The sequence below is a fragment of the Micromonospora sp. 050-3 genome, from assembly GCF_046549335.1.
Classification (GTDB): Bacteria; Actinomycetota; Actinomycetes; order Mycobacteriales; family Micromonosporaceae; genus Micromonospora; species Micromonospora trifolii.
In genome coordinates this window covers 275530-300124 of sequence record NZ_JAJPVX010000001.1, presented here as the reverse complement: position 1 = coordinate 300124, position 24595 = coordinate 275530, and the positions used below count along the sequence as shown (strand labels likewise).

Sequence of the window (24595 nt, the reverse complement as noted above, 5' to 3'; positions counted from 1 at the left end):
CAGCAGCGGGCGAGCGTGAGCCGCCACCGCAGCGGGTATGCCGCCGAACCGCTGAACGCGTGAGGGGAAGGCAGCGCCATGCTCAGCAAAGAGGATCAGCGCAGATTCGACCAGATCACCCGTCAGCTCCGGGAAAGTGACCCGGCCTTCTTCAACCGGCTGGACCACAGGGCCCGGGCCCGCAGGGGCCGCTACCTGATGTTGTTGACCATCGTGCTGTGGGCGTCGCTGCCGGCGATAGCCGTGTTCGCCGGTCGACTCACCGGCGCGATCTGCGCGGTGGTGCTGGTGGCCAATGCCGCGATCATGTGGCGGTTCCGCCGCCGCTGGACGTGACTGTTCAACCGCTCAACGGGACGGCTCAACTGGCGGATGTGACAGCTCACCGGTCGGCCGGACCGAACGCCCGGTACGCGCGGCGCAACCGTTCGAGCAGCCCCGGCCCACCGATGGCCGGGGCCGGCGCTCCGAGCTGGCGCAGCAGCAGGTCGGTGCCGGTCACCAGTCGGGGCGGCCGATCCGGCAGCGGCACCGGCGCTGACCAGAACCGGTCCGCCGTCTCCGCCAGTGGCGTCGCCGACAGCCCGGTGAGCGCCCGGGCGGCACCGACCGGCACCACAGCATCCACTGTCGACACCGCACCGTCCGGTCCGGACGGTGAGTCGACAGGTGGGGGCGGTGGGGTGGCACCGGTGGTCGCGGCCCGCCGGGCGCGGAGCTCGTCGAGCAACTCTGCCCGAGATCGACCGCGCCAGTGCAGCAGCTCGAACGGGTCCGCGTCGAACGCCTCGGCCAGCAGGTAGAACGTCGCCGCGAGGTGCTTGCACGGCACCGCGAAGTCGGGGCAGTTGCAGCGCTGGGTCAACTCGCCCACTGCGGCCGGGAAGAGCGGCGCGCCGGCAGCGGCGAACAGCTCCTCCAACTCGTCGGGGAGGTCCCCGGCGAGCAACCGGGCGCTGAAGAACGCCTGCCCGGCCAGCTCGTCCTCGATTCGGGACCAGAGCGCCGCCGGGAACGGCTTCAGCGCGATCGACACCTGGTACGGCTGCGGCCGGGAACCCTGCACCACCGCGTCGACCCGCCCGGGTGTGATGTCGAGCGTGAGCACCTGACCGGCCCGCGCGTACGACCGGCCTCGGGTCAACCGGGTGCCGAGCGCGAACGACTCCAGCACCTCCAGGAAACGCCGCGACCACCACGACCGGCCGATCGCGCCCCGGGCGCTGCGCGCCCGCAGACCCCCGTCGACCCGACGCGGGCGCCCGTAGTCGGCGAACCGGTCGGTGCTCACGTCAGAGCTTCGCTCGCTCATTCGACCACCGCGCCGGCTTCCAGGGCGAACAGGTCCCGCAACTGGCCGGTGGACAACTCAGTGATCCACTGCTCGCCGGTGCCGACCACCCGCTCGGCGAGGCTGCGCTTGTCGGCGATCAACGCGGCCACCTTCTCCTCGACAGTGCCGGCGCAGACGAACTTGCGGACCTGCACCCGTCGGCTCTGCCCGATCCGGAACGCCCGGTCGGTGGCCTGGTCCTCGACCGCCGGGTTCCACCACCGGTCCACATGCACCACGTGGTTCGCGGCGGTCAGGGTCAGCCCGGTGCCGCCGGCCTTGAGGGACAGGACGAACAACGGCGGACCCTCCGCGGACTGGAAGCGCTGCACCATGGCGTCGCGCTCGGCCTTGCCCAGGCCACCGTGCAGGAACAGCACCTCCCGGCCGAACCGCGCCGACAGGTGACCCCGCAACATCGCACCGAACTCGGCGTACTGGGTGAAGAGCAGTGCCCGCTCCCCCGCCGCCAGCACCTCCTCCAGAATCTCGGTGAGCCGGGCCAGCTTGCCGGAGCGGCCCTCCAGCGGCGAGCCGTCGCGCAGCAGCTGGGCGGGGTGGTTGCAGACCTGCTTGAGCCGGGTCATGGTGGCCAGCACCAGGCCGCGCCGCTCGATGCCGTCGCTGGTCTCGATCCGGGCGAGCATGTCGTCGACCACCACCCGGTACAGCGCGGCCTGCTCGGCGGTGAGGTTGCAGAGCACCTCCATCTCCAGCTTCTCCGGCAGGTCCGAGATGATCGACGAGTCGGTCTTGAGCCGGCGCAACACGAACGGGCCGGTGATCCGGCGCAGCCGCTCGGCGGCCTCGGCGTCGCCGTGCCGCTCGATCGGCTCGGCGAACCGTTTGCGGAACGTCGCGGCCGGCCCGAGCAGACCCGGGTTGGCGAACTGCATGATCGACCAAAGGTCGGCGAGGCGGTTCTCCACCGGCGTACCGGTCACCGCCACCCGCTGCCGGGCGGGCAGCGCGCGAACCGCCTCGGCCTGCCGGGTCGACGCGTTCTTGATCGCCTGCGCCTCGTCCACCACCACCCGGTGCCAGTCGATACCGGCCAGGTCGGCGGCGTCGCGGGCGGCCACCGAGTAGGTGGTGAGGACCAGGTCCGCGCCGTGCGCGGCCGCTGTGAACTCCGCCCCGCGCGCCCGCTCGGCACCATGATGTACGTGGACCCGCAGCTCCGGGGTGAACCGGGCCGCCTCCCGCTGCCAGTTGCCGACCAGCGACATCGGACAGACCAGCAGGGTCGGCCCGGCCTCCGGTGGGTCCCCGGCGAGCAGCGCGAGCAGTTGCACAGTCTTGCCCAGCCCCATGTCGTCGGCGAGCACACCGCCCAGGCCGAGTGAGCGCAGGAAGGCCAGCCAGGCCAGTCCCCGTTGCTGGTACGGCCGCAGCGTCCCCCGGAAGCCCGGTGGCGGGTCCAGCGGGGTGAGCCGCCGCTCGACAGCGCCGGCGAGCAGGTCCCCCAGCGCCCCGTCGGCGGTCACCTCCAGCACCGGCAGCTCGCCGGTGGCCTCGCCGTCGGCCAGCCCGAGGCGGAGCAGGTCGGCGACGGTCAACTCGCCTGCGGAGCGGAGCAGGCGCAGACCGGCCGCGAGCCGCCCCGGGTCCAGCTCCACCCACCGGCCGCGGAGCCGTACCAGCGGGGTCTTCGTCTCGGCCAGCGCCGCCAACTCCTTGGCGGACAGCGGCTGGTCACCGAGCGCGATCTCCCAGCGGTAGTCGACCAGGGCGTCCAGACCGACACCGGCATCGGTGCCACCCACAGTGCCCGGCGCGGTGCGGCTGCGCGCTCGCAACCGGGCGCCCAGTCGCGCCGACGGACGCTGCCACCAGGACGGCAGCAGCACCCCGAAACCGGCCGCGTGCAGCACCGGGGCACCCGCGCTGAGGAACCGGTGCGCACCCTCGACGTCGAGGTCCATCGCCTCCGGGGCGGCGGTACGCAGCGCGGCGTCCAGGTCCGGCCAGAGCCGGCTGGCCCGGCCCAGCTCGGCGAGGAGCGTCTCCTGCGGGCTGGTCGTCCGACCGACCAGGCCGCCGAGGGTCTGCGGCGAACGCCAGATCTCCCCGGCGTCGACGTGCAGGCCGGGCTCGTCCGCGGCCTGCAACCCGAACTCCAACCGCCAGCGCCCGGCACCGATCGACCCGACCGACACCGGCGCGCTGTCGACAGGCACCGGCACTGGCGCACCGCCGGCGGGCACCGGCGCGCTGCCGGCGGGCACCGCTCGGGTGGCCAGGATCGGCTCGGTGACCTCGTCGGGGGCCGGTTCCACCAGGCGGAAACTGGCCCGCACCGGGCCACCGGCGGCGTCGAGCTGCCAGGCGTCCAGTTCGCCGGAGAGGGTGGCCAGCCCGGCCGGGTCGATGGTGAAGTTGCGCTGCGGGCCGGCGAGCGCGGCCAGCCAGGCCGGTGCCGGACCACCCGGGCGCAGCCCCCGGGCCAGCGTGGTGGTCGCCAGCGCAGCCCTCGCGGCGGCGTCGGTCAACGCGTCCAGCGCATCCGCGACCAGCGCGGCAGCGGTCAACTCGGTAGCGGGCGGCAGGACGACGGCTCGGGCGGCCGGTGGTAGGGCCAGCGCCAGCGAGCGCGCCCAAGCGGCGTCGGTGCCGGTCAGCAGCGGACGCCAGACCGCCTGCGCGGGCACCTGCCCGGCACGGCCCGACGCCGCCGTCGCGCCAGCGCCGGGCATCCGGTCGGCCGTCGTCGTGCGCACGCCGGGGAGGACGCGGCCACGGGTCACCAGGTCGGCGGCGAAGTCGGCCAGCTCGGCGAGGTGCCGCAGGGTGGCCCCGGCCACCGCCGGGATGTCGTCCAGGGCTTGCAGCAGCGAAAGGGCGTCGTCCGGGGCGTACACCAGGGTGGGGACCCGCCAACCGGCCAGGTTGAGCCGGCCGCGGGCCGCAGGTGCGACGGTGGTCCGGATCAGCTCGGGTGAGTCGGTCGGCGCGCCCGCCAGGGTGGGCAGGGTGAGCAACGCGGTGTCCGGCCGGCTCGGCTCGGCGGCATCGGCGAGGACGGCGGCCAGGTCGGTGTGCCCGGCGGCGAAGGGGTGCGGGCGTTCCCGGGCCGGCCGGCCCGAACGCGGAGCGGGGATCGGTGCGGCGCTGTCCTCGGCCCAGACGGCGAGGCCGCCGGTCGAGCTGCCGCCGGGCAACCACAGCCCGTGGATGACCAGCACCTGCTCCCCCTAGTCGCCGCCCGCCCCCAGGATAGGCGGCCCGCCTGACCAGGCGTCCGCACCCACCGCCCCACCTGCGCCGATCTTGCAGTTCGTGTCGATGTTCTGCAAAGGGTGCACCTTTTGTCGCCACAGTCAGTGCAAGATCGCGGGGCGCTGGAGGTGGGGGCGGCAACGGGTTAGCGTCGGTGTCGTGGTTGATCTGCTTGTTGTTGGTGGGCTTGGCGTGGACGTACGGGTTCGGGTGCCCGCGCTGCCGCTACCGGCTGCCGACTCCCACGCCGTCGAGCCGATCGAGCTGCGGATCGGCAACACCGGTGCCGGGGTGGCGTTGGCCGCCCGGGCGCTCGGCCTGCGGGTACTGGTGGTCGACACCCTCGGTGCCGATCCGGCGGGTGAGCTGGTCCGGGCGGCGTTGACCCGGGCCGAGGTGCCGGCGTTGCTGGCCGAGCACCAGGGCGGCACCCGCCGGTCGGTGAACCTGGTGGACCCGGGCGGACGACGCACGTCGCTGTACGACCCGCGCCCATGGCAGGGTGGTCCACCGTTTCCCACCACCGAATTGGCCGCGCTGGTCCGCGACGCCCGGCACGTCCACCTCTCGATCATGGACTGGGCGGTGCCGTCGCTGCCCGCCGTGCGGGCTGCCCTTCCGGCGGGCGTGGCGCTCTCCACCGACCTGCACGACTGGGACGGCGAGACCACCTACCATCAGCCGTTCGCTGAAGTCGCCGACCTGGTTCTGCTGAGCGGGGTGCGGTTGGGCGACCGGGCCGCGTCGCTCGCCGGCACGCTGGCGCCGCGGACGGTGGTGGTGACCCGCGGCGCGGACGGCGCCGAGCTGTACCCGGGTGACGGCACCGCGGTGCCCGTGCCGCCCGCCGTCCCGGACAAGCCGGTGGTGGACAGCAACGGGGCGGGCGACGCCTTCGCGGCCGGCCTGATCGCCGCTCGGTTGCGCGGCGAGCCACTGGCGCGTGCCGCCCGGTACGCGGCGCGGGTTGCCGCTGCGGCCTGTACGCATGACGGGATGGAGTATCCGCCGGGCCTGTTGCCCACCGGTTGACGGCCGACGGCGTGCGCCGACCGAGGCTCAGAGCGCGCCGGCCTCGCCGTCGGTCAGCTCGCGCAGGATGTCGGCGTGGCCCGCGTGCCGGGCCGTCTCCTCGATCATGTGCACCAGAATCCAACGCACCGACACCTCACCGAGCTGCGCGTGCGGCACCACGTGGTCGAGGTCGACGCTCGCGGCGACCGCCCGGGATCGGGCGCAGGCCCGCTCGTACGCCTCGGTGATCCCGGCGATTGTTTCCTGGTCGCCGAGCGTGAAGCTGGCGACCGCGTCCTCCTCGGAAGTCAGGTAGACGTCGCCGGGCTCGGGGGCCAACAGGGTCGGGAGCCAGTTCCGCTCGACCAGGGTCAGGTGCTTGACCAGCCCGGCGAGCGTGGTCGCCGACGGCACCAGCCGGCGGCGGGCGTCGGCGTCGGAGAGACCGCGCAGTTTGCGCAGCAGCACGGCCCGGTGGAAGTCGAGGAACGAGGTCAGGACGGCGCGTTCGTCGCCGGTGCGGGCGAGCACCGGACCGAGCGTGGGATCGATCGTCTGCTCCATCCGCCGACCCTAGCCACGGGCCGGGCGCCCCGCTGCCCCGCTATCCGCTGCGGGCGGGCGTTACGCCGGGCAGGATGGGCGCATGGCTTCATCCGTGCAGATCCTTCTCGTCGGCGGCACGGCGGACGGGCAGACCATCACCGTCGAACTGGACAGCAACGGCCGTCCGCCGCTGACCCACCATCACCTCGGCTCCGGTGGGCTGGCCGACGCGCAGATCTACGAGTTGGAGACCGCCCGCGAGGAGGCCCGCGAGTGGCGCTACCGGTGGACCGGCCCGGCGGTGTGACCGCCCGCTCAGACCCGGGTCAGGGTCTGGCTGCGCAGGCTCTCCAACACGCCACGGGTGACCTCCGAGGTGCCTCGCGCCTGATCGCACACCTCCGCCACCCGTCGTGCGGTGGCCTCGGCGCGTTGCTCCCGCTCGTCCCAGAGTCGGTCGACCTCGGCCAGCAGCGGCCCCTCGACCTCCCGCTCCACGCCGCGTAGCGCCGGCACGCCGAGCCGTTGGGCCAGGTCGAAGACCTTGCCGGCGTACGGCAGGGGCAGGAACGGCGTACCGACCATCGCCGCGAAGATCAGGAAGTGCAGGCGCATGCCGACGGCCAGGTCGAAGTGGCGCATCAACCCCAGCACCTGCTGCGGAGAGTAGGTGCCGTGCAGGATTCGACCCCGCTCGGCGGCGACCATGTGCGACAGCACCCCGTGGGCGTGCCGGATGTCGTCGCGCTCCATCGGCACGAACAGCACGTACGCGTCGATCCGGTGCACCAGGAAGTCACCGATCTGGGCCAGCAGCCGGTGGTAGCCGTCCACGTCGAGGCGTTCGGCGGCCCGGCCCGGCTCCCGCACGCTTATCCCGACCAACCGCTTGCCGACCGGCACACCCTCCTCGGCCAGCAGGTGGGCCGGGAACTCCTCCGGCTGCAGGAGGAACGCCGGGTCCGCGGTTACCGTGATCGGGTTGAGCAGGCCAGCTTCCTCCAGCACCATCCGGGACTCCTGGTCCCGGACGGTCACCTGGGTCGCACTGGAGAGCGTTTCCCGGACCATGCCGGTGTCCACCCCGTCGCTGAGCGGCCCGACCCCCACCGCGTACGTGATCAACGGCAGGCCCCGTTCCTGGGCCACCCGGACCACCCGTAGGTAGCGGCGGGCCTCCCGGTCGTAAAGGATGCCGCCGCCGCCCAGGATGAGCAGGTCGAGTTGGGCCAGGACCAGGGCCGAGTCGGTACGGCTCACGCCCTCCCAGGGCACCGCTTCGACGTCCGGGTGTGCGGCCCGGGTGTGCTCCGGGTTCCGAGAGAAGACGATGATCCGGGCGTTCGGTTCCTGCGTGCGCAGATCGGTGAGCAGGCCGGTGAGGATCGCCTCGTCGCCGAGGTTTCGCCCACCGTACGAGCCGAGCACACCGATGGTCAGTCCGGCGCCGTGCGTCATCCGTCGCTCCTCCCCAGGTGCGGTCCGCGCCGGTTTCCCGCTGGGCAGGTGAACAGTCCTGCCGAAGGGACCCGTCCCCGGGCCGCCGCCGGCTCAGCTCGCCGAGGTGAGGCGCTTCGCCATCTGCTGCGAGGTGACCTCGAAGCCCAGACTGCGGTAGAGGCCGATCGCCACCGTGTTCGTCCCGAAAACGTTCAGACCCAGCTCGGGCACGCCGAACTGGGTGAGTTCGGCCTCGATGAGCTGAATCATCCGCCGCGCGTATCCGTGTCCCCGGTGCTCCTCGTGCACCTCGATGTTGTGGATCCAGGCCTGGTCCGGGGCGGAGGCCGTCGGCAGGGTCACCCAGATCCAGCCGACCTCGGTGTCGCCGACCCGGCCCACCCGCAGAAGGGACCCCTCGGTGGCCGCGCCCGCCGGCAGCGACTCCCGGATCTGGGTGACCGACCGATCGAGGGCCGCCTCGGGGGTCATCCCCCGGTGCGCCACCAGGTCCTCGGCGTACCCCTGCTCCAGTGATCCGAGCAGACGGGCCAACTCCTGTGCCGTCATCGGCGTCAACGTCAACTCCACAGCGTCTCCCCCTTCATCGTCTCCAGCGGGTACGTAGTGCAGCAGAACCGGTCCGGCCACGCCAACTGTTTCTCCGCCCGGAGTGGACGGGACGGCCGGGGGTGCGCGGGCGGGCGACGATGGCAACGTGCGGATCGCCCACGTCAGCGACAGCCACCTCACCAACCCGGAGGGGGTGGCCACCTCGGTCGGCACCACAGTGGCGCTGCTGCGCGCCGCCGGGCACCGGGTCGTGCTGCACTGCCCCGGCCCACTGTCCCGGCGTCGCCGCCGACCGGGCGAGGTGCCCTCGCTGTCGGTGCCGACCCGGCCGTACCGGTTGGCGCTGCCCCGGCCGCCCAGCGCACCGGTCGACGTGGTGCACGTGCACACCACCGGCCCGCTCGGCGTCGCCGGCCTGCGCTGGGCCGCCACCCGGGGCGTACCGAGCGTGCTGACCTGGCACACCGACCTCGTCGCGTACGCCGCGCACTACCCGGAGATCCCGATCGGGGCCGCGTACGCCGGCCTGCGGCTGGGCCTACGCTGGCGGGCGGGCGACCTGTGGGCGCTCGCCCACCCCGGACCGGGTCGACAGGCCCGACTGGCGGCGCTCGGGCAAACCCTCCTGGCCCACACCACCGTCCTGATCGCCCCTTCGGCGAAGACCGCGGCGATGATGGCGGCGATGGCGGGGCGTACCCCGATCGTGGTCCTGCCGACCCCGGCCGCCGCACCGCACGCCGACGCCGACGACCGGCGGCGGCTGCGGGCCCGGCTCGGCATTCCGGCCGACGCGCCGGTGCTGCTCGCTGTGGGACGGGCCACGCCGGAGAAGAACCCCGAGCTGCTGCTGGCCGCGTTCGCCCAGGTCCGCCGCGAGCTGCTGGCCGCCCGGCTGGTGCTGCTCGGGGCCCGGCGACACCGGCTCGCGATCCGCCGGATGGCCCGTCGGTACGGCGTCACCGACGCGCTGCACCTGCTCCGTCCGGTGCCACGCCACCGGGTCGGCGCCCACTACCGGGCGGCGGACGTGCTCGCGTTCACCTCCACCACCGACACGCAGGGCCTGGTGCTGGCCGAGGCCGAGGCGTACGGACTGCCGGTGGCCATGGTGGACACTCTGCTCGCCGAGCGGCCCGGCACCGGCACCACCCGGCCGGTCGCCGAGCCTAACCCGGCGGCGTTCGGGGCGTTGCTCACCCGGCTGTTGACCGAGCGGGAGTTGCGCGGGGCCGTGATCCGGGACGGCCGGGCGGCGGCGACGGCCTGGTCCGCGGAGCGCTACCTGGCCGAGCTGGTCACGGTGTACGCGTCGCTGCCGCCCGTCAGCCCGGCGGGAGGCGCTGCCATCCCCGGGGCGCGGCGAGGTGATGCGGGGGCCAGGTCGGAACGGCCAGTCGACCCGGCGCCGGAAACCGGGCGGGGCTTCTCGTCGTGGCGTTCATCGATGCGGCGGTGGTAGCGTCCGCCGGTGGCCGATCGGGTCCTGCGGGTGAGCACCGCGCTGGTGCTCGCCGTCGGGCTGGTGCTCGCCGGGATCGCCGCCCGCGAGGACCCCGTCGAGCTGCTCTTCTACTTCACCGTGCAGGTGGACCTGGCCTACCTGGTGGTGTTACTGGTCGGGTGCGGTGACCGGGTGCGCACCGCGCTCACCGTCTACCTCGTCGGCACCGCAGTGGTCTTCGTCCTCGTACTGGCCAACCCGTGGAGCGGCTACGCCATGGTGGCGACCCCCGAGGCTCGGGGGCTGGTCTCCGACGCCGCCAACCTGCTGCTGCACGCCGTGGTGCCGCCACTGGCCGCCGCGCAGTGGCTCCACCGCCGACCTCGGGCCGTGCTGCGTCCGGCGTACGCGGTCAGTCTGCTCGGCTACCCGCTGCTGTGGCTGACGGTGATCCTGGTCAGGGGCGCCTTCGGCGGGGCCGAGGGCCGCTACCTCTACCCGTTCCTCGACGTACCCCGACTCGGGTATCCCACCCTCGCCCTCAACGCCCTGCTCTTCGGCGGAACCCTGCTGCTGATCGCCCTGACCGCCGTCCGCCTGAGCGGACGGCGCACCGGTTGACAGTGCCGGCTCAGGGTGCTGTCTGCGCCGCCTCCAGGCCGCGTGCCAGTTGCGCCAGGTCGTGCAGCCGCAGGTCACCGTCGAGCCCCTTCAGCGCCGCGGTCATCGCGCCGGCTGCCCGGCCGGCCCGCAGGCCGACCTCGGCGTCCTCGACGACCAGGCAGCGCGCCACGGGTACGCCCAGCAGCGCCGCGCCCCGCAGATAGCCCTCCGGGTCCGGCTTGCCGTGGCTGACGTCCTCCACAGTGACCAGCACCGGCGCCTTGATGCCGGCGGCGCCGAGCCGGGCCTCGGCGAGCCGCCTGTCGGCGCTGGTCACCACCGCCCAGGGCAACCCCAACCGGGCCAGCGCGTCCAGCAGTTCGTGCGCCCCCGGGGTGGCCGTCACGTCGGACAGATCGTCGTACTGCAACGCCAACTGCCGGGCTGCGGCAGCGGCGACAGCGGCCTCGTCGAGCGCGGGCAGCAGCCGACGGATGGTCCGGTCGGCCGGGCTGCCGTGCGCGATCGCCAACGCCGCCGCCGGGTCGACGGCGTACTCGGCGGCCCACCGCTCCCAGGCCCGCTCGACGGCGGCGTCGGAGTCGACAAGGGTGCCATCCATGTCGAACAGCACCGCGCCAATGCCTGCCAGTTCCACTACACACGCTCCCCGAATCGCTCGCACCACCCTGCCCCGCCTCGCAAGATCCGCGCAACTTCGGTGATCCTGCTGCCTCCCCACCTGTTGAGGCAGCAGGATCCGTGCCGTTGCGCGGATCTTGGGTGCCCGCCGGGTCGGCAGGCCACCGAGGATCGCGGGTATCGGACCTGGCGGTCGGAGCGAGGCGTCCGATGACCGCCAGACGGGAGCTCGGCACGGCCAGATGATCGTTTGCATGACGACGACACTCAACGACAAGGTCGCCTTGGTGACCGGCGGTTCCCGGGGCATCGGGGCCGGCATCGCGCTGCGCCTGGCACAGGACGGGGCCGACGTGGCGCTGACCTACCGGCAGGACGCCGAGCGGGCCGCGATCGTGGTGAAGCAGATCGAGGCGCTGGGCCGCAGAGCGCTGGCGATCCAGGCGGACGGCGCCGACCCGGCCGCTGTGCGGGGCGCGGTCGACCGGGCGGCCGCCGAACTGGGTCGGCTGGACATCCTGGTGAACAATGCCGCGGTGTTCCTGGTCGGTGCCTTGGACGAGCTCGGCCCGGCCGAGGTGGAGCAGACGATCGCCGTCAACATTTGGGCACCGTACGTCGCCGCGCGGGCGGCCCTGCGGCACCTGGGCGACGGCGGACGGATCATCAGCATCGGCAGCAACGTCGGTGAGCGGGCGGTCTTTCCCGGGCTGACGCTCTACGCGATGAGCAAGACAGCTCTGGTCGGGCTGACCCGGGGCCTGGCCCGTGAACTGGGCCCACGGGCCATCACCGTCAACCTGGTCAACCCCGGGCCGACGGACACCGACGCCAACCCGGCGGACGGGCCGAACGCGGCGGCGATCAGCGGATTCACCGCCGTCGGCCGGTACGCTCGCCCCGCCGAGATCGCGGCCACCGTCGCGCACCTGGCCAGCCCCGAGGCCGGCTACGTGACCGGTGCGGTGGTCAACGTGGACGGCGGCTTCACCAGCTGAGGAGCCCGGGCGGCGTCGCCGTGCCATCCGGCGCCGCCCGGCCTCAACCATCTCCGGGGCGGGAGGCGTTTCTCCTGAAAGAGGGGGTGGGCATGGTCGAGTCGTTCCACGAGTTCGTGGTGCACCGTTCGCCGGCGCTGTGCCGGACCGCGTACCTGCTCACCGGTGATCACCAACTCGCCGAGGACCTGGTGCAGACCGCCCTCGCCCGGACCTACCGGCACTGGCGGCGCGTCCGCGACGGCAACCCGGAGGCGTACGTGCGGCGGGTCATGTACCACCAGCAGATCTCCTGGTGGCGACGCCGTCGGCTGATCGAGCGGCTGGAGTCGACGCCCACCGAACGGGCCGACGCGGATCACAGCGAGGCCACCACGCTGCGGCTGACCCTGAACGCGGCGCTGCTCCAGCTCAGCCCTCGTCAGCGGGCGGTGATCGTGCTGCGCTACTACGAGGACCTGACCGAGGCCCAGGTCGCCGAGGTGCTGGGCTGCTCGATCGGCGCCGTGAAGCGACACGGCCACGACGGGCTGCGCCGGCTGCGAGCCGTCGCTCCGGAGCTGGTGCGGGACACCGCGGAGAGGAGCACCCGATGACCGTCCGACTTCGCGACGCGCTGCGGTCCACCGCCGAGGACGTGCCCACCTACCCGGTGTACGAGCGCGCTCTCGCCATCGCCCGTCGTTCCCGCCGCCGCCGGCTGGCCGCCGCTGCCGGCGCTGTGGTGCTGCTCGCGCTGGCCGGGGTGACGGTGCCGCTGACCCGTACCTCTGCCCTCGACCCCGCCGCCGCGGACGCCGCGCTGCCCGACCGGCTCGGCCTGCCGCCGATCGGCACGCTGCACGTCACCGACCGTCCCCGGCTCGGCTCCGCGTCGGTCATCTTCAGTGGCCCCGCACCACGCCTGCGCGGCTGGAACGACGCGAGCATCGTCGGGCTGGTCGGCGCGGACTCCGACCGCTACCGGATCATGCGCACGGGTCAGGAGGCGGCGGCGGGCGAGACGGTGCACCTCTCTCCGGACGGCCAGCACCTCGCCCGGCCCGACGGCGACGAGCCCGGCGTCGACGTCGTCGACCTGGCCAGCGGCCGGACCCGGCACCTGAAGTCGAGCGTCACCAACACAGTGGCGAGCACACCTGTCGGTTGGTCCGCCGACGGCGCGTCGCTGGTCGTCCGGGACGAGGTGCCGGTCGCCTTCGACGGAGCCACCTACACGTCGGTGCTGAGCATCGTCCCGCGGGACGGTGGGCGGTGGACCACGCTGGCGTCCGGCGCGCAGGAGGCGCGCTTCGGGTCGACCGTCGCCGCCGCCCCGGGCCGACTCGCCTACCAGTACGGCCGCACCGTCGCGGTGGCCGACGTGCAGGGTCGGGAACTCTCCTCGTTCCTTCTACCCGACGAATCCTGGCTGGCCGGCAAGGGTGCGTGGAGCCCCGACGGGGCCACGCTGACGCTGGCCACCCGACAGCCGACCACCGGTGAGTGGACGCTGCGCCGGGTCGACCCCCGTACCGGGCGCGACGGAGAACCACTACGCCTGCCCCCCGTGACGGGGATGGTCTCCATCCGGCTGCTCGGCTGGGCGCCGGACGGTTCGGCGCTGGTGGCCGCCTACCAGCAGGACCCTGACGCGCCCGAGCGTCCGCTGGAGGAGCAGACCGGGCCGCCCGCGACGGCCGAGCAGGTGAGCAGCGTACGGGTGCTGGCGCTCACAGCCGGTGACACCGCACCACGGACCGTGCTGACCGCGCCCGCCCAGGTGAACGCCGTCGACGTCGCCGATCAGGTGATCCGCGACGGACGGGTCCGCGACGCACAGCCACCGGGCGGGGTGGGCGGGCGGTTCTGGCTTTGGACGGGACTACTGACGATGCTTGTCGGCGGGGCTGTCCTCTACGGCACCCGCGGACAAACCCGGCGGTGGCTCGACGATCGGCGGACGCGCCGGACAGTGTCGACTCGTCAGCCGTCGTGACCCACCACCGGGCGTACCGCGTCGACGAACGAGAGACGGCGCTTCGTCCGTACCTCGATCGCCGCGAGCCAGCGCTCCCGGTGCCGGTCGCGCAGCGGCGCGCTCCCGTCGCCCGGCTCGTCACCGAACCGGCGCTGGTCGGCGTACTCGGTGGTGAGGCTGGTCAACACGGCCCGACCGGCCACCGCGACCTCCGCCGGGCCCTCCAGCAACACCAGGTTGTACGCCTCGTCCACTGCACGCATCGCCGCGTACGCCTCGTCGTAGCCGGGCACCGGCTCACCCCCGCCGGTGTCCAGCCACCGCCGGTCCAGCTGCCGGTACGCCTGGTCGCAGGCGCTCAGGAACCCGACGTACGCGTCCCGCCGCAGCTCATCCCGACGCGTCGCCCGGCGCTCGACACCTTCCTGTCGGGCGACGGTGAGTTGGTGGGCCAGTTGCCGACGGGTGCTGAGCGCGCCGACCAGCCCGGTCAGGGCGGCGGCAGCCAAGGTGGACAGTGAGGTGATCAGCGCGACGGCGACGGTGTCCTGCACCCGCCCATCATGGCGGTGCCCAGAGCGCACGTCGTCGCCGGTGGCGGATCCTGCCGCAGGAGGCCGACTGAGACAACGAAGAGGGCCCCGGTAATCCCGGTGGCTCTCTTCGTTTGCCGATCAGAGTGTGGGCGCGGCAGGTTTCGAACCTGCGACCCCCCGCTTGTAAGGCGGGTGCTCTCCCACTGAGCTACGCGCCCGGATCGCCCGTGTGGCGGGCCGGTGGCTGGCAAGCTTACCTGCCCGCCACCGACCCGGGCGCACGGCGTACCCCGGTCAGCTGGTCGCTTCGGCGATGGCCTTGCGCCAGCCCTGCTGGTCGCGGGCCTCGCCCGGGCCGTTCATCTCGGCGAAGCGGACCACGCCGGTCCTGTCGATGACGAAGGTGCCCCGGTTGGCGAAGCCGGCCACGTCGTTGAAGACCCCGTACGCCTGGGCGACGGCACCGTGCGGCCAGAAGTCGGCGAGCATCGGGAACTGGTAGCCCTCACGGTCGGCCCAGATCTTGTGGCTGTAGGCAGAGTCGACGCTGACCGTCAGCACCTGGACGTCGTCGTTCACGTACTCGCCGAGGTTGTCGCGCACCTCGCCCAACTCGCCCTGGCAGGTGCCGGTGAAGGCGAGCGGGTAGAAGACCAGCAGCACGGCGCGCCTGCCCCGGAAGTCCGAGAGGCGGACCTCCTGGTTGTTCTGGTCCTTGAGCACGAAGTCGGGTGCTTCGGCACCAACCTCGATGGGCATGCGAACTCTCCTCGCGTCGAGTCGGGTGACCGGCACCAGCCTGCCACCCGGCGGTGGGCGGACCGTCGGGCGAGCGGAGCGGCGCTGGCTACTTCTTGGCCTTGGCGGCCCCTCGACGCAGCACCAGGCGTGCGCCGCTCCAGTCCCGGCCGGCGTTGACGGTCGAGGTCTGCTGAAGGCCGGCGGTGGGCGCGGACTCCGCGACCTCGCTCGGCTCGACGTGCCCCTCACGCCCCGCCTTCGGGGTGAGCAGCCACACGACGCCGTTGTCGGCCAGCGGGCCGAGGGCATCGACGAGCAGCTCGAAAAGGTCACCGTCGCCGTCCCGGTACCAGACCAGCACCGCGTCGACCACCTCGTCGGTGTCCTCGTCGACCAGATCTCCACAGCGGTCGGTCAGGGCGTCTCGGAGATCCTGGTCGACGTCGTCGTCGTACCCCATCTCCATGACGACCATCCCCGGTTCCATCCCGAACCGGTCCGCCAGGCTGCGTACCCCGTCGGCGGCCTGACCAGCGGTCGCGCTCACTGTCGCGTGCCTCCTCATCTCGTCCCTGCTCGCGGCGTCGCTGCGACGCCGTCAGGCAAAGTCCACACAGTTGTTGGTCTGCGCGCAAGTGGCGCACCGGGTGGAACGGAATTTACCGTGCCAGCAGCGTACGGGCACCGTCGGTAATGGCTTCCGCAGAGACCAGTACGTGGCGTGCTGCCGGACCTAATGGTACAAACGAGTCAACTCCCGCCACTCGACGTGCGGCACCGACATATCCGGCGTCGACCAGCGCGGCGATCACGCCCTCGCCCACCCCGCCGGAGCGGCGCGTCTCGTCCACCACCAGCACCCGGCCGGTCGCCGAGGACTCCCGGATGATGTCGGCCACCGGCAGCGGAGCCAGCCAGCGCAGATCCACCACGCGGGTGCCCACGCCCTCCTCGGCGAGGACGGCCGCTGCCCGCAGCGACATCCGCACCCCGTTACCGAAGGTGATGATGGTGAGGTCGTCCGCCGAGCCGACCCGGTAGACCCGGGCCCGGCCGATCGGCACGTGCCCGGCCACCCACCCGCCCGGCTCCGGATAGCCGGCCAACCACTCCCCGTCACCATCCGCGTACAGATCGCGGGTGTGGTAGAGCGCGATCGGCTCCAGGAACACGCAGACACTGCCGTCCACCGCCGCGCTCGCCAGACAGGTCCGCAGCATGGGCGCGGCGTCGTCCGGCCGCGCCGGCACCGCGACCACCAGACCGGGCACATCCCGCAGTACGGCCACCGAGTTGTCGTTGTGGAAGTGCCCGCCGAACCCCTCCTGGTACGCCAGGCCCGCCACCCGCACCACCATCGGGTTGCGGAACGCCCCCTGCGAGAAGAACCGCATGGTGGCCGCCTCACCGCGCAGCTGGTCCTCGGCGTTGTGCAGGTACGCCAGGTACTGGATCTCCGGCACCGGCAACATCCCGGCCAGCCCGGCGCCGAGGCCGAGCCCGAGCACCGACGTCTCGTCGAGCAGGGTGTCGAAGACCCGCGCCGCCCCGAACCGGTCGCGCAGCCCTTTCGTCACCCCGTACACGCCGCCCTTGGCGGCCACGTCCTCACCGAAGAGCGCCATCTGCGGGTGGTCGAGCATCCCGTCGGCGAGTGCGGCGTTGATGCTCTGCGCCAGGGTCATCGGCCCGGCCAACTCCGGCGGCTTGCCGCCGAACGCCTCCGCGCGGGCGCCCGCGCCCGGCCCGCTGGCCCGCGCCGCGGCGTCGGCCACCGCCCGCGCCACCCGCACCGGACGGCGGGGCGCCAGCGCCGACACCACGTCGGCCGCGGAGGCCAGCTTCGGCTCGCCCAGCACCTCCTCGGCCAGCCGGCGTACCTGCCAGCCGGTCTCGTCGTACCGGGCCAGCAACTCCTCGCCGGTCACCACGCCGGCATCGACCAGGAGCCGCGCGGTGGCGGCCACCGGGTCCCGGTCCAGGTCCTCGGCCAGCTCGGCCGGGCTGCGGTACGCCGACTCCGCGTCCGCCCCGGCGTGCCCCATCAGCCGTACGGTGCGCAGGTGCAGCACGGCCGGCCGCCGGTTGCGGCGCACCCAGGCCGCGGCCTCCGCCGCCACCTCGTACGTCCGCACCGGGTCGGCTCCGTCAGCGCTGAAGTAGCGGATGCCCGGCTTGGCCCGCAGGGTCGCCTCGACCCAGCCCTCCGGCGAGCGGACGCTGATGCCCAGCCCGTTGTCCTCGCAGACGAAGAGCACCGGGATCCGCAGCCCGGCGTGGTCGTACCACCCGGCGGTGTTGAAGGCGGCTGTGGCGCTGGCGTGGTTGACCGAGGCGTCGCCGAAGGAGCAGACCACTATCGCGTCCGGTGGCCAGGGGGCGTGCGTGGCGCCCGCGCCGCTGCCGACCCGCACCCCGGCTCCGGTACGCCGTCCGGCGCTGTCCAGCCGGCGCAGCCGCTCCACTGCCAGTCCCATCCCGACCGCGCGGGGCAGGTGCGAGGCGATGGTGGAGGTGGTCGGCACGATGGCCAGGTCGGCCCGGCCGAACACCTTGTGCCGGCCCCCGGCGATCGGCTCGAGGCTGGAGGCGACCATCCCGCGCAGCACGTCCCGGGCCGCGTCGGCGTACGTCCCGAACCCGTTGGCGGCCGCGGTCGCCGAGGTCGATTCGGTCCCGTCCTTCTCCGATTCGGACACCTGCGGATCGGCGGTCGGCTCGGGGTCGCGGGTCGATGCGCCGTCGACTGCCGACTCACTGTCGGCGGACGACTCGGAGTCGGCGGCCAGCATCGGGTCGGCGGCGGCCTGGGCGGCGCGGAGGCAGTAGAAGGCGCCCGAGCGGTAGTGCAGCAGCGCCGGATCGGTGGGACGCAGCGCGGCGGCGACCGCGGCGTTGCCCTCGTGCCCGGCCGAGCCGATGGTGTAAAAACCCTCCCCGAAGCTGCGCAACCAGCGGCCGGCCAGGTCGAGCTGCCGACTGGTCACCTGCGCGTCGAACAGGTCCAGCACCTGCGCGCCGGTCAGCGGGGCGTCGTCGGTGACCGGGTCGGCGGGGTCACGCCGCCGCTCGGCGGCAGGCAGCGCCGCCAGCGTCTCCCGGAACCGGTCGTCGAGATCTTGCGGGGTGGTCACGTCGGACAGCATTACCGACGGAAGCCCTGCTCGCCCAGTGGGACACGGCCGGCAGGGGTGCGCTCACTCCGGCCCGAAGGACTCTGGACAGCCGCCGTCGGACACCTTCCAGACCAGGTCACGAAGGGTGCTCAGCTCCTCGTCGCTCAGCCCGGACAGGAGTCGGGAGTCGGACATCACCTCGATCACCCGGGCCCGCACGACGCGGCCCTCCTCGGTCACGAGCAGCGTCTTCTGCCGCCGATCCGTCGGGTCGGTGCGGCGCTCGACCAGCCCGGCCTGCTCCAGCTTGTCGACCAGCACCGTCACGTTCGACCTGTCGCAACCCAACTGACCGGCGAGATCCCGGGCCGGCAGCGGGTGGTCCGGGTCCAACTCCCGCAGTGCCCGGGCTGCCGCCGGGGTGAGCCCCAACTCGGCGAACGCGGTGCCCTGCCGGTGTCGCAGCGCGTCGGTGACGTGCGCCATCCGCCGCACCACGTCGACCGCGAGGCCGGCGCGGTCCACCGGCTCACCTGTTGCGGGAACGACCTGCGGCGCCACCGCCACATCGTACGCACGCCATCTCGCCGCCCGGGTCATCGATCAAACTCCTCGGCGAGGGCTGAAGCCTGGCAGGTACGGATCGACAGCGATCGTCGGTGTTCGACTGCCGGCGACGGACCGGGGCTCTCGTCGTCACCTCCCGGCCACCAACGCTCGCGAGGCTCCCCTAGTCACGAGAGATCGGATTCTGGGGAGGATTTCGTGTCACTGTCCCGACGTACCATCCTGCTGTCCGGCGCACTCGGCGCCGCGGGCGCGGCCACCGGGCTGCCGGCGGCGGCCGGCGCGGCGGCGGGCCGGCCGCTGGCCTATCCGTTCACCCTCGGTGTGGCCTCCGGCGATCCCGACCATGACGGGTTCGTGTTGTGGACCCGCCTGGCCCCGCAGCCACTGGCCGAGGACGGCCTCGGCGGCATGCCGGACCGCGACGTGCCGGTGCACTGGGAGTTGGCCGCCGACGAGCGGTTCCGGCATGTGGTGCGCCGCGGGGTCGCGGTCGCCCGCACCCGCTCGGCGCACAGCGTGCACGTGGAGTTGGCCGGCCTGCTGCCGGGGCGCGAGTACTTCTACCGGTTCCGTGCCGAGCGCCACGTCTCGCCGACCGGACGCACCCGCACCGCCCCGGCACCGTGGAGCATGCCGGCCGCCCTGGCGATGGGCTTCGCCTCCTGCTCCCAGTACGAGCACGGCTACTTCACCGCCTACCGGCGGCTGGCCGAGACCGAGCCGGAGCTGATCCTGCACCTGGGCGACTACCAGTACGAGTACGCCCCGGACACGTACAACGTCCCCGGTGGCAACCCGCGTGACCACGAGGGACCGGAGACCCGGACGCTGGCCAACTACCGGCAGCGGCACGCCCAGTACAAGACCGACGCCGACCTGCAGGCCGCGCACGCGGTGGCGCCGTGGGCGGTGGTGTTCGACGACCACGAGGTGGAGAACAACTGGGCCGACGAGGTGCCCGAGGCGCCGGACCCGGAGTTCCCCGCGCGGCGGGCGGCGGCGTTCCAGGCGTACTACGAGAACATGCCGCTGCGGCGCACCTCGATCCCCCGCGGCATCGACATGCAGCTCTACCGGCGGGTGCGCTGGGGGCGGCTGGCCACGTTCCACATGCTCGACACCCGGCAGTACCGCGACGACCAGGCCTGCGGCGACGGCTACCGGGACTGCGCGGCGGCATCCGACCCGGCCCGGTCGATCACCGGGGCCGAGCAGGAGGCGTGGCTCCTGGACGGCTTCCGTCGCTCGGACGCCCAGTGGGACATCCTGGGCCAGCAGGTCTTCTTCGCTCAACGGGACAACAACTCCGGCCCGCTCACCGTCACCAGCATGGACTCCTGGGACGGCTACGTCGCCTCCCGGGACCGCATCACCCGGGGTTGGTTGGCCGCCGGGGTACGCAACCCGGTGGTGCTGACCGGCGACGTGCACGCGCACTGGGCCAGCGATCTCAAGCTGGACTATGCCGACCCGACCTCGCGCACCGTCGGCACCGAACTGGTCTGCTCCTCGATCACCTCGACGGGTGACGGCGCGGACTCGGCGTCCGGCTCGCACCCGTGGTTCGCGTTCAACCCGCACCTCCGCTTCCAGAACAACCTGCGGGGGTACGTGCGCACCACGATCACTCCGGGACAGCTCACCGCCGACTTCGACGTGCTGCCGTACGTCAGTCGGCCGGGCGCGCCCGCGTACACCCGGGCCTCGTTCGTGATCGAGGACCGCGTGCCCGGCCTGCACCAGACGGCGGACAACCCGGTCCCGTCAGCGGTCCGCAGCGCCGCGCCGTCCGGGGACCCCGGCCAGCAGACCGTCGACCAGGAGACGGCCCGCCCGTAACCCGCCCGACGCGTCACGATCCGCGCACGGCGCCGCCTCACTCCCGTCGAGGCGGCAGTTCCGGGGACGCCGCGCGGATCGTGACGCGGGACGGCGGCGCGGCCGTCAGCCGGGGAGGAAGGAGAGGCGGACCTGGCGGGTCGGGTTGTCGCCGTTGGTGTCGACCAGGCAGATCGACTGCCAGGTGCCGAGCGCCAACCGACCGCCGAGCACCGGCAGCGTGGCGTACGGCGGGACGAACGCCGGCAGCACGTGATCGCGGCCGTGGCCGGGCGAGCCGTGTCGGTGCCGCCAGCGGTCCTCGGTGGGGAGCAGGTCGTCCAGCGCGCTGAGCAGGTCGTCGTCGGAACCCGACCCGGTCTCGATGATCGCCAGGCCGGCGGTGGCGTGCGGCACGAAGACGTGCAGCAGGCCGTCACCCTCGCCCGAAACGAACTGCTGAGCCTCCGCGGTGATGTCCCGGACGGTTGGTCGGGACCCGGTCTGGACGGTGATCACGTCGCTGCGCATACGTCGCATTCTGCCGCAGGGTGCGGTCAGGAGCTGCCGCCACCGCCGCCAGAGTCACCGCCGCCGGACCAGCCGCCACCGGAGTCACCCCCGGACCAACCGCCGCCGGAGTCACCGCTGGACCAGCCCCAGCCGGACCAGCCTCCGCCGGAGTCGCCGCCGCCGGTTGGTTCCGTACCGTCGGAGTTGTCGTGGTCGCCGTCGCGCTGGCGGCCGACGTGTCCGCTCCCGGCGTCCCCGGCGGGCATCGGGTAGTAGCCGTACCCGCCGCCGTCCGAGTCTGGACGGCGGCGACGACGGCCATCCTGGCCGCTCAGACGGGCCGCGCGGACCGCGTCCCGCAGCAGGCCCGCGCCGAGCACGGCCACCAGGGCGCCGACGGCCACCAGTCCGACCATCGGCAGGTTGCCGGAGGCGAGGGTGACCGCGCCGATGACCAGGCCAACCACCCCGACAACGATCATGCTCGCGGCGACCGCGACACGGCGTCCGTTCATGGCGGTAACGGTAGGAGTGGCGGTCAAACCGCTCAGGTTCCGGCCGGCCGTCGCGCTAAGTTACCGGCGAGTACCTGTGTTCAGCATCGCGTCGGGGGGACCTAGACGTGACGACGGGTGCCACCAGGGGGCAGGATGGCGCTAGAGACCTATCCCACACACAACCGAGGGAACGCCTGTGGCTACGGAACGCAAGCGCCCGGTGATCAGCGACGGCCTACCGAGCCAGCTTCCGGACATCGACCCTGAAGAGACCAGCGAATGGGTCGAGTCGCTTGACGGTGTCATCGACGAACGCGGCGCCAAACGCGCCCGCTACGTCATGCTGCGCCTGCTGGAGCGGGCCCGTGAGCGCCAGGTCGGGGTTCCGCCCCTGACCACCACCGATTACATCAACACCATCCCGTCGGAGCGCGAACCCTGGTTCCCGGGTGACGAGCACGTCGAGCGGAGGATCCGGGCGTACGTCCGGTGGAACGCCGCCATGCTGGTGCACCGGGCGCAGCGCCCGGAGATCGGCGTCGGCGGGCACATCTCCACCTTCGCCAGCTCGGCGTCGCTCTATGAGGTGGGCTTCAACCACTTCTTCCGGGGCAAGAACCACCCGGGCGGTGGCGACCAGATCTTCTACCAGGGCCACGCCTCCCCCGGCATGTACGCGCGGGCGTTCCTGGAGGGGCGGCTCAGCGAGCACCAGCTCGACGGGTTCCGCCAGGAGCTGTCGCACCCCGGTGGTGGGCTGCCCTCGTACCCGCACCCTCGGCTGATGCCGGACTTCTGGGAGTTCCCCACCGTCTCGATGGGCCTCGGCGGTCTGAACGCGATCTACCAGGCCCGGTTCAACAGGTACCTGCAGCACCGCGGCATCAAGGACACCTCCCAGCAGCACGTCTGGGCGTTCCTCGGCGACGGTGAGATGGACGAGCCGGAGACGCTCGGCGCCATCGGTGTCGCGGCCCGCGAGGAGCTGGACAACCTCACCTTCGTGATCAACTGCAACCTCCAGCGGCTGGACGGCCCGGTCCGGGGCAACGGCAAGGTCATGCAGGAGCTGGAGGCGTTCTTCCGGGGTGCCGGCTGGAACGTGATCAAGGTCGTCTGGGGCCGTGAGTGGGACCCGCTGCTCGCCGCCGACACCGACGGCGCGTTGGTCAACCTGATGAACACCACAACCGACGGCGATTACCAGACCTACAAGGCGGAGTCCGGCGCGTACGTGCGGGAGCACTTCTTCGGCCGTGACGCACGGACCCGCAAGATGGTCGAGCCGCTCAGCGACGACGAGATCTGGAACCTCAAGCGGGGTGGGCACGACTACCGCAAGCTCTACGCGGCCTACAAGGCGGCCACCGAGCACACCGGTCAGCCCACTGTCATCCTGGCGAAGACGATCAAGGGCTGGACGCTCGGCTCGCACTTCGAGGGCCGCAACGCGACCCACCAGATGAAGAAGCTGACCCTGGAGGACTTGAAGACCTTCCGGGACCGGCTCTACCTGGACATCCCGGACTCGGCGCTGGAGGACAACCCCTACCTGCCGCCGTACTTCCACCCGGGCGAGAAGTCCGAGGAGCTGGCGTACCTCAAGGAGCGGCGCGAGCAGCTCGGCGGCTACCTGCCGTCCCGGCGGACCAGCACGAAGCGGCTGGCCATCCCCGGCCCGGAGCGGTTCGCCGACATCAAGCGCGGCTCGGGCAAGCAGAAGGTGGCCACCACGCAGGCCTTCGTCCGTCTGCTCAAGGACGTGATGAAGGACAAGGAGTTCGGCAAGCGTTGGGTGCCGATCATCCCGGACGAGGCCCGCACCTTCGGTCTCGACTCGATCTTCCCGACCGCGAAGATCTACTCGCCGCACGGCCAGCGCTACACCTCGGTCGACCGCGAGCTGTTCCTGTCGTACAAGGAGTCGACCTCCGGGCAGATCCTGCACGAGGGGATCAACGAGGCCGGTTCGGTGGCCTCGTTCACCGCTGCCGGTTCGGCGTACGCCACGCACGACGAGCCGATGATCCCGATGTACATCTTCTACTCGATGTTCGGGTTCCAGCGGACCGCCGACGGGCTGTGGGCAGCGGCCGACCAGATGGCCCGGGGCTTCCTGCTCGGCGCCACCGCCGGTCGGACCACGCTCAACGGTGAGGGCCTTCAGCACGAGGACGGGCACTCGCTGCTGATCGCCGCGACCAACCCGGCAGTGGTGGCGTACGACCCGGCGTTCGCGTACGAGATCGCGCACATCCTGGAGCAGGGTCTGCACCGGATGTACGGGGACGCGCAGGAGAACGTCTTCTACTACCTGACGGTCTACAACGAGCCGACTCTCCAGCCGGCCGAGCCGGCCGACGTGGACGTGGAGGGCCTGCTCAAGGGCATCTACCGCTACTCGCCGGCACCGCAGGTCGACGGCCCGAAGGCCAACCTGCTCGCGTCGGGCACCGGGATGCAGTGGGCGCTCAAGGCCCAGCAGCTGCTCGCCCAGGACTGGGGGGTGGCCGCCAACGTCTGGTCGGTGACCTCCTGGACCGAGCTGCGCCGCGACGCTGTGGAGACCGAGGAGTACAACCTGCTCAACCCGGGCGCCGAGGCGAAGGTTCCGTACATCCAGCAGAAGCTGGCCGACGCGGACGGGCCGAAGATCGCGGTGAGCGACTTCATGCGTGCGGTACCGGATCTGATCGCCCGCTGGGTACCCGGCGACTACACGTCGCTCGGCACCGACGGTTTCGGCATGTCGGACACCCGGCACGCGCTGCGCCGGCACTTCCACGTCGACGCGGAGTCGATCGTGGTGGCCACGCTGCGGCAGCTCGCCCGCAGCGGCGCGGTGGCGACCACGGTGCCGGCCGAGGCCGCGAAGAAGTACGCGATCGACGACGTCAACGCCGCACCGGTCGGCGAGACCGGCGGCGACAGCTGACCCCGCACCATTGAGAAGGGCCCGGCGCGATGCGCCGGGCCCTTCTCGGTGTACGGAGCGGCGGTGGTCCGGGGGCCCTGGCGGGGATCCGGACCAC

At 72.6% G+C, this 24595-nt stretch carries 22 protein-coding genes, 1 tRNA gene and 2 pseudogenes; 10 read left to right on the top strand and 15 right to left on the bottom strand.

What is annotated here, in order from left to right:
- Positions 1-78 precede the first annotated feature (78 nt).
- Entirely contained in the window at positions 79-336 is a 258-nt protein-coding gene (locus tag ACLJOK_RS01465; protein WP_091409372.1) for a DUF3040 domain-containing protein, read from the top strand.
- Between the two features lie 46 nt (positions 337-382).
- On the opposite strand, the gene ACLJOK_RS01460 is transcribed toward ACLJOK_RS01465, so the two are convergent.
- Together ACLJOK_RS01460 and ACLJOK_RS01455 are read right to left on the bottom strand one after the other, a co-directional pair.
- The gene (locus ACLJOK_RS01460; protein WP_410815639.1) at positions 383-1312 is read right to left on the bottom strand and encodes an SWIM zinc finger family protein; all 930 of its coding nucleotides are present in this window, start codon (positions 1310-1312) and stop codon (positions 383-385) included.
- A complete protein-coding gene (locus ACLJOK_RS01455) occupies positions 1309-4518 on the bottom strand; it encodes an SNF2-related protein (RefSeq protein WP_410815638.1) in 3210 nt (1069 codons plus the stop codon). Before ACLJOK_RS01455 ends, ACLJOK_RS01460 begins: the two co-directional genes overlap by 4 nt.
- Before the next feature lie 193 nt (positions 4519-4711).
- Between ACLJOK_RS01455 and ACLJOK_RS01450 the strand changes: the two genes are divergently transcribed.
- Positions 4712-5584, top strand: coding sequence for a carbohydrate kinase family protein (locus ACLJOK_RS01450; RefSeq protein ID WP_410815636.1), 873 nt, complete (start codon positions 4712-4714; stop codon positions 5582-5584).
- 27 nt (positions 5585-5611) lie between these two features.
- Here ACLJOK_RS01450 and ACLJOK_RS01445 read toward each other — a convergent pair whose 3' ends face one another.
- Positions 5612-6130 carry a DinB family protein gene (locus ACLJOK_RS01445; RefSeq protein ID WP_410815635.1) on the bottom strand — a complete coding sequence of 173 codons (519 nt, stop codon included), beginning with the start codon at positions 6128-6130 and terminating at the stop codon, positions 5612-5614.
- An 82-nt stretch (positions 6131-6212) separates the two neighbouring features.
- On the opposite strand from ACLJOK_RS01445, the gene ACLJOK_RS01440 reads away from it, so the two are divergent.
- Positions 6213-6419 carry a hypothetical protein gene (locus ACLJOK_RS01440; protein WP_030488784.1) on the top strand — a complete coding sequence of 69 codons (207 nt, stop codon included), beginning with the start codon at positions 6213-6215 and terminating at the stop codon, positions 6417-6419.
- A gap of 8 nt (positions 6420-6427) precedes the next feature.
- On the opposite strand, the gene ACLJOK_RS01435 is transcribed toward ACLJOK_RS01440, so the two are convergent.
- Complete coding sequence (locus ACLJOK_RS01435) at positions 6428-7570, bottom strand: polysaccharide pyruvyl transferase family protein (RefSeq protein ID WP_196925240.1); 1143 nt, start codon at positions 7568-7570, stop codon at positions 6428-6430.
- A gap of 93 nt (positions 7571-7663) precedes the next feature.
- Complete coding sequence (locus ACLJOK_RS01430; protein WP_410815633.1) at positions 7664-8143, bottom strand: GNAT family N-acetyltransferase; 480 nt, start codon at positions 8141-8143, stop codon at positions 7664-7666.
- Between the two features lie 127 nt (positions 8144-8270).
- Between ACLJOK_RS01430 and ACLJOK_RS01425 the strand changes: the two genes are divergently transcribed.
- Together ACLJOK_RS01425 and ACLJOK_RS01420 are read left to right on the top strand one after the other, a co-directional pair.
- Positions 8271-9587 (top strand): glycosyltransferase, encoded by a 1317-nt coding sequence (locus ACLJOK_RS01425; RefSeq protein WP_410815632.1) that lies wholly within the window; start codon positions 8271-8273, stop codon positions 9585-9587.
- 9 nt (positions 9588-9596) lie between these two features.
- The gene (locus ACLJOK_RS01420) at positions 9597-10190 is read left to right on the top strand and encodes a Pr6Pr family membrane protein (protein ID WP_410815631.1); all 594 of its coding nucleotides are present in this window, start codon (positions 9597-9599) and stop codon (positions 10188-10190) included.
- A 10-nt stretch (positions 10191-10200) separates the two neighbouring features.
- Here ACLJOK_RS01420 and ACLJOK_RS01415 read toward each other — a convergent pair whose 3' ends face one another.
- Positions 10201-10830 carry an HAD-IA family hydrolase gene (locus ACLJOK_RS01415; protein ID WP_410815630.1) on the bottom strand — a complete coding sequence of 210 codons (630 nt, stop codon included), beginning with the start codon at positions 10828-10830 and terminating at the stop codon, positions 10201-10203.
- 238 nt (positions 10831-11068) lie between these two features.
- Between ACLJOK_RS01415 and ACLJOK_RS01410 the strand changes: the two genes are divergently transcribed.
- From ACLJOK_RS01410 to ACLJOK_RS01400, 3 genes are all read left to right on the top strand, one after another.
- Positions 11069-11812, top strand: coding sequence for an SDR family NAD(P)-dependent oxidoreductase (locus ACLJOK_RS01410; protein ID WP_410815629.1), 744 nt, complete (start codon positions 11069-11071; stop codon positions 11810-11812).
- Between the two features lie 92 nt (positions 11813-11904).
- Positions 11905-12408 (top strand): SigE family RNA polymerase sigma factor, encoded by a 504-nt coding sequence (locus ACLJOK_RS01405; RefSeq protein ID WP_410815627.1) that lies wholly within the window; start codon positions 11905-11907, stop codon positions 12406-12408.
- Positions 12405-13790 (top strand): hypothetical protein, encoded by a 1386-nt coding sequence (locus ACLJOK_RS01400; RefSeq protein WP_410815626.1) that lies wholly within the window; start codon positions 12405-12407, stop codon positions 13788-13790. Before ACLJOK_RS01405 ends, ACLJOK_RS01400 begins: the two co-directional genes overlap by 4 nt.
- Here ACLJOK_RS01400 and ACLJOK_RS01395 read toward each other — a convergent pair.
- The 7 genes and pseudogenes from ACLJOK_RS01395 to ACLJOK_RS01365 all read right to left on the bottom strand — a co-directional run bounded on the left by ACLJOK_RS01395 (position 13778) and on the right by ACLJOK_RS01365 (position 18726).
- Entirely contained in the window at positions 13778-14326 is a 549-nt protein-coding gene (locus tag ACLJOK_RS01395) for a hypothetical protein (protein ID WP_410815625.1), read from the bottom strand. The genes ACLJOK_RS01400 and ACLJOK_RS01395 overlap by 13 nt on opposite strands.
- A gap of 128 nt (positions 14327-14454) precedes the next feature.
- Positions 14455-14526, bottom strand: a tRNA-Val gene (locus tag ACLJOK_RS01390).
- Positions 14527-14602: 76 nt separating this feature from the next.
- A complete protein-coding gene (locus tag ACLJOK_RS01385; protein WP_410815624.1) occupies positions 14603-15067 on the bottom strand; it encodes a peroxiredoxin in 465 nt (154 codons plus the stop codon).
- Positions 15068-15155: 88 nt separating this feature from the next.
- Positions 15156-15596, bottom strand: coding sequence for a DUF3052 domain-containing protein (locus ACLJOK_RS01380; protein ID WP_410815623.1), 441 nt, complete (start codon positions 15594-15596; stop codon positions 15156-15158).
- Positions 15597-15708: 112 nt separating this feature from the next.
- Positions 15709-17679: pseudogene (locus tag ACLJOK_RS01375) on the bottom strand (thiamine pyrophosphate-dependent enzyme); the annotation flags it as partial.
- Positions 17680-17849: 170 nt separating this feature from the next.
- Positions 17850-18195: pseudogene (locus ACLJOK_RS01370) on the bottom strand (transketolase); the annotation flags it as partial.
- A 51-nt stretch (positions 18196-18246) separates the two neighbouring features.
- A complete protein-coding gene (locus ACLJOK_RS01365) occupies positions 18247-18726 on the bottom strand; it encodes a MarR family winged helix-turn-helix transcriptional regulator (protein WP_410815622.1) in 480 nt (159 codons plus the stop codon).
- A 204-nt stretch (positions 18727-18930) separates the two neighbouring features.
- Between ACLJOK_RS01365 and ACLJOK_RS01360 the strand changes: the two genes are divergently transcribed.
- Complete coding sequence (locus ACLJOK_RS01360; protein WP_410815620.1) at positions 18931-20574, top strand: alkaline phosphatase D family protein; 1644 nt, start codon at positions 18931-18933, stop codon at positions 20572-20574.
- Positions 20575-20679: 105 nt separating this feature from the next.
- On the opposite strand, the gene ACLJOK_RS01355 is transcribed toward ACLJOK_RS01360, so the two are convergent.
- A complete protein-coding gene (locus tag ACLJOK_RS01355) occupies positions 20680-21084 on the bottom strand; it encodes a YjbQ family protein (RefSeq protein WP_410815618.1) in 405 nt (134 codons plus the stop codon).
- A 26-nt stretch (positions 21085-21110) separates the two neighbouring features.
- Positions 21111-21581 carry a hypothetical protein gene (locus tag ACLJOK_RS01350; RefSeq protein WP_410815617.1) on the bottom strand — a complete coding sequence of 157 codons (471 nt, stop codon included), beginning with the start codon at positions 21579-21581 and terminating at the stop codon, positions 21111-21113.
- A 178-nt stretch (positions 21582-21759) separates the two neighbouring features.
- Between ACLJOK_RS01350 and aceE the strand changes: the two genes are divergently transcribed.
- Positions 21760-24498, top strand: coding sequence for a pyruvate dehydrogenase (acetyl-transferring), homodimeric type (gene aceE, locus ACLJOK_RS01345; RefSeq protein ID WP_410815616.1), 2739 nt, complete (start codon positions 21760-21762; stop codon positions 24496-24498).
- Positions 24499-24595 lie beyond the last annotated feature (97 nt).

Coding starts and splice junctions, on each gene's coding strand:
- ACLJOK_RS01465 (WP_091409372.1), top strand. CDS start 79: ATGCTCAGCAAAGAGGATCAGCGCAGATTCGACCAGATCACCCGTCAG.
- ACLJOK_RS01460 (WP_410815639.1), bottom strand. CDS start 1,312: ATGAGCGAGCGAAGCTCTGACGTGAGCACCGACCGGTTCGCCGACTAC.
- ACLJOK_RS01445 (WP_410815635.1), bottom strand. CDS start 6,130: ATGGAGCAGACGATCGATCCCACGCTCGGTCCGGTGCTCGCCCGCACC.
- ACLJOK_RS01440 (WP_030488784.1), top strand. CDS start 6,213: ATGGCTTCATCCGTGCAGATCCTTCTCGTCGGCGGCACGGCGGACGGG.
- ACLJOK_RS01435 (WP_196925240.1), bottom strand. CDS start 7,570: ATGACGCACGGCGCCGGACTGACCATCGGTGTGCTCGGCTCGTACGGT.
- ACLJOK_RS01410 (WP_410815629.1), top strand. CDS start 11,069: ATGACGACGACACTCAACGACAAGGTCGCCTTGGTGACCGGCGGTTCC.
- ACLJOK_RS01405 (WP_410815627.1), top strand. CDS start 11,905: ATGGTCGAGTCGTTCCACGAGTTCGTGGTGCACCGTTCGCCGGCGCTG.
- ACLJOK_RS01400 (WP_410815626.1), top strand. CDS start 12,405: ATGACCGTCCGACTTCGCGACGCGCTGCGGTCCACCGCCGAGGACGTG.
- ACLJOK_RS01385 (WP_410815624.1), bottom strand. CDS start 15,067: ATGCCCATCGAGGTTGGTGCCGAAGCACCCGACTTCGTGCTCAAGGAC.
- ACLJOK_RS01355 (WP_410815618.1), bottom strand. CDS start 21,084: ATGCGCAGCGACGTGATCACCGTCCAGACCGGGTCCCGACCAACCGTC.
- ACLJOK_RS01350 (WP_410815617.1), bottom strand. CDS start 21,581: ATGAACGGACGCCGTGTCGCGGTCGCCGCGAGCATGATCGTTGTCGGG.